We start from the raw sequence: 2,691 nt of genomic DNA, 5'->3' as shown, positions 1-2,691 counted from the left end.
AAGTTCGGGGGATGTTTTAATTGTCATTGCCATAGTTTTATCTCCTTTTACTAATTCAATTACAAAGGTACAACAAATTTCTCACATAATCAGCTTAATAGGCTGATAAAATAACATCAGTCGAGCAAGCTGACAAGTTCTTTTTTCAGATCCTCGTCAATCTCCCTGTATCTGGCGAAAGCCTTGCTGCCCTCTTTATGCCCTGACAAAGCCCCAACAAGACTGGGATCCTTGACTTTCTTGTATAGATTGCCGATGAATGTACGCCGTGCCATGTGGCTGCTTGCAATCTCATTTATCGGGCGTTTCTCCTCTTCCCCGGTCTTTGGATTGCGTACAGTCACCATTCGGGTTATCTCGCAGAGAGTGAATATCTTTTTTATTGCCTCGTTGTATTTCTGTGCGCTGATGAAAGGAAACAGTTTCTCAGCTCCTTTGGCAGAATATTTCTCCACCAATTGCCGTGCGCGTGTATTCAGTGGCACTCGTACAACCTCCGGGCGTTCATTCTTGGTCTTGTTGGGGATGTACTCGATTGCACCGTTTATGATGCTTCCCGACGTCATTTCCAACAAGTCCGACACTCGGCAACCGATAAGGCACTGAAAAACAAATATGTCGCGTTGCACCTCCAAAGCCGGTTTATCCGACAGGTCGAAATCGGCTATCAAATCGCGCTCCTCTATTGTGATATAGTAAGGAGTGCCGTATTTCTCACTGCCTATACCTGTGAAAGTTGCGAACGGAGTGCGGTCGAGATAGCCACGTCTCACACACCAGTTGAAGAAAGCCCGAAGCCTTTTTAGTATCCCTATGACAGAATTCTCGCCGCGTTTCTCCGGGCGACGGGGCTTACGTGCAGTCTCAAGTACATCGGAGGCGTTCTTGTATATTTAGGTATATTTGTCATAAATTTTCGGCTCATTGACCACAAATTCCTTGAACCGCTCTATCTCAGCGGAATCAAAGTCGTTGAGAATAAGCGTGAACTTTGTCCGGGTCGTTTTCTGCCTGTACAGCTCAAAGCGACGCAACAGTCGGGCAAGCACCTTGTAGTGGCCTGACAGTGGTGCGCCGTCAAGATGCTTGTCGAGAAATTCATTGAACACATCGAAAAACGACATCTTCTTCGGAGCGGCCTCAAACAGTTCCGGGTGGTGGTGACGCAGAATAGCGTCCTCGAAAAATTCTTTGGAGAGAGACTTTTGTGGTGTGCTTACACAGAGCGAAATCAGTCGGCTCTCCAAAGATATCAGATTGTCATTTATTATTTGTAACTTTGCTAGTGTCTTTCGGTCTGCGCGTGGCATAATGATCTTACCGTCACGAAAACGGGTAGCCTCAACAAAGATGCCGCTTTTCAGGCGCAGACGCAGTTCGCGCGACACCGACAGTCGCAACATGATTTCAGCTTCGCCATTGGCGTTGACCTTAGAGGATAGAGAGCGTGTTATGGTTGCCATATTCAGAGAGATTATTTTGATGTGGTACAAAATTACGCAATTTTGTACCACATGGCAAAATTTCCGTCCACGCTTTGTCCACATCTTCTGCCTCTACTTGCGCCCTGATGATTTCCAAAGTTCAATGTCTCGAATGGCTTTGTTATGATAAGGCGCTGATAATCAATCAATACGTAATAATTAGCTTTGAATGCTAAAATTCATTACGATTCAATACGATTCACAAATGTCACTCCCAGACGGATCACGAAAGGGTTCGGAAGAACACCGCAAAGCACTGAAATCAGTTGATTTTCAGTGCTTTTTCTTTTTGGTGAAATTGCAGGATAACGCATAATATTACCTACAGGCGTGTACAAAACGTGTACATCGTGTTTCGTGTACAAAAATGTACACGGTTACACGGAAAGGCCCGCAACAGGCTGATGACTGTGCATTTGCAGAAATTCAACTTTGAAAATGTGGGGTTCTGCGGGCGGGAACGCGACCCTCGACCCACAATTCGGGTGCGATATGGTGGATTTTAACTTTATTTAAGATTTGACCTTATCCGATGATTTTCTCAGTCGTCCCTGCTGTGGTCTTCCCCATTCTGCCGTGTGAAATTCGTGTACAATGTTAAATTTCGCCGAAAAATCGGCCTGATGTACACGGTTACGCCACCGCCGGAGTATCATGTTCCGAAGCGCATTTGGAATCCGGGTTAAAAATGAGTATCTTTAAGTAACCATTAAACCCGTAAGTAACATGACAAACAACCCTTATTTCACCCTGACCTTCTTCACACGGAAGCCAAGGTCGGAAGGCTACACCGACCACAAGGTGTATGTCAGAATTTCAGTGGCAGGTCAGCAGACTGACCTCGCCATAGGCCGCTCGGTCAATCCTGAGAACTGGGACCAGAAACGCAAGCTCTCGAAAGGTCGCTCCCGGCGCGATCTGGAACTGAACAAGTACCTCGATGAGATACGGGCCAGATTCTGCGAGATTCATACCAATCTTGTCCGTGAGAAGAAACTCGTCAACCCTATTGTTATGCGCGACCTGTTTCTCGGCAAAGTTGAGAAGCCTAAGATGCTATGTGAGATTTTCACTGAATCCAACGCAAAGAGAAAAGAGGAGATGGAGCGTGGCGATATGGTCAATGCAACTTACCTGCGTTGGGAACGTTGCGTGACCTACCTCGGCGAGTTCATGCGTCTGACTATGAATGTCGATGATATTCCGG

3 protein-coding genes are annotated in these 2,691 nt (G+C 46.3%); 1 reads left to right on the top strand and 2 read right to left on the bottom strand.

Going from position 1 to position 2,691, the window contains the following annotated elements:
• Positions 1–116 precede the first annotated feature (116 nt).
• Entirely contained in the window at positions 117–773 is a 657-nt protein-coding gene (locus C5O24_RS12325) for a site-specific integrase (RefSeq protein ID WP_240605006.1), read from the bottom strand.
• Positions 774–893: 120 nt separating this feature from the next.
• On the bottom strand, positions 894–1,463 hold the full coding sequence (locus tag C5O24_RS12320; RefSeq protein WP_161553904.1) for a hypothetical protein: 570 nt from the start codon (positions 1,461–1,463) through the stop codon (positions 894–896).
• 747 nt (positions 1,464–2,210) lie between these two features.
• Here C5O24_RS12320 and C5O24_RS12315 point away from each other — a divergent pair.
• A partial coding sequence (locus C5O24_RS12315) for an Arm DNA-binding domain-containing protein (protein ID WP_240605004.1) occupies positions 2,211–2,691 on the top strand: 481 nt, incomplete at its 3' end.

Origin of the sequence: Paramuribaculum intestinale (assembly GCF_003024925.1) — a bacterium.
In the GTDB taxonomy this organism is placed as follows: Bacteria; Bacteroidota; Bacteroidia; order Bacteroidales; family Muribaculaceae; genus Paramuribaculum; species Paramuribaculum intestinale.
The sequence above is the reverse complement of the archived record's forward strand: the minus strand, read 5'-3'. Positions and strand labels throughout refer to the sequence as shown.

What these genes read in the sequence shown, in the direction of transcription:
- C5O24_RS12320 (WP_161553904.1), bottom strand. Translation starts at nt 1,463, where the DNA reads ATGGCAACCATAACACGCTCTCTATCCTCTAAGGTCAACGCCAATGGC.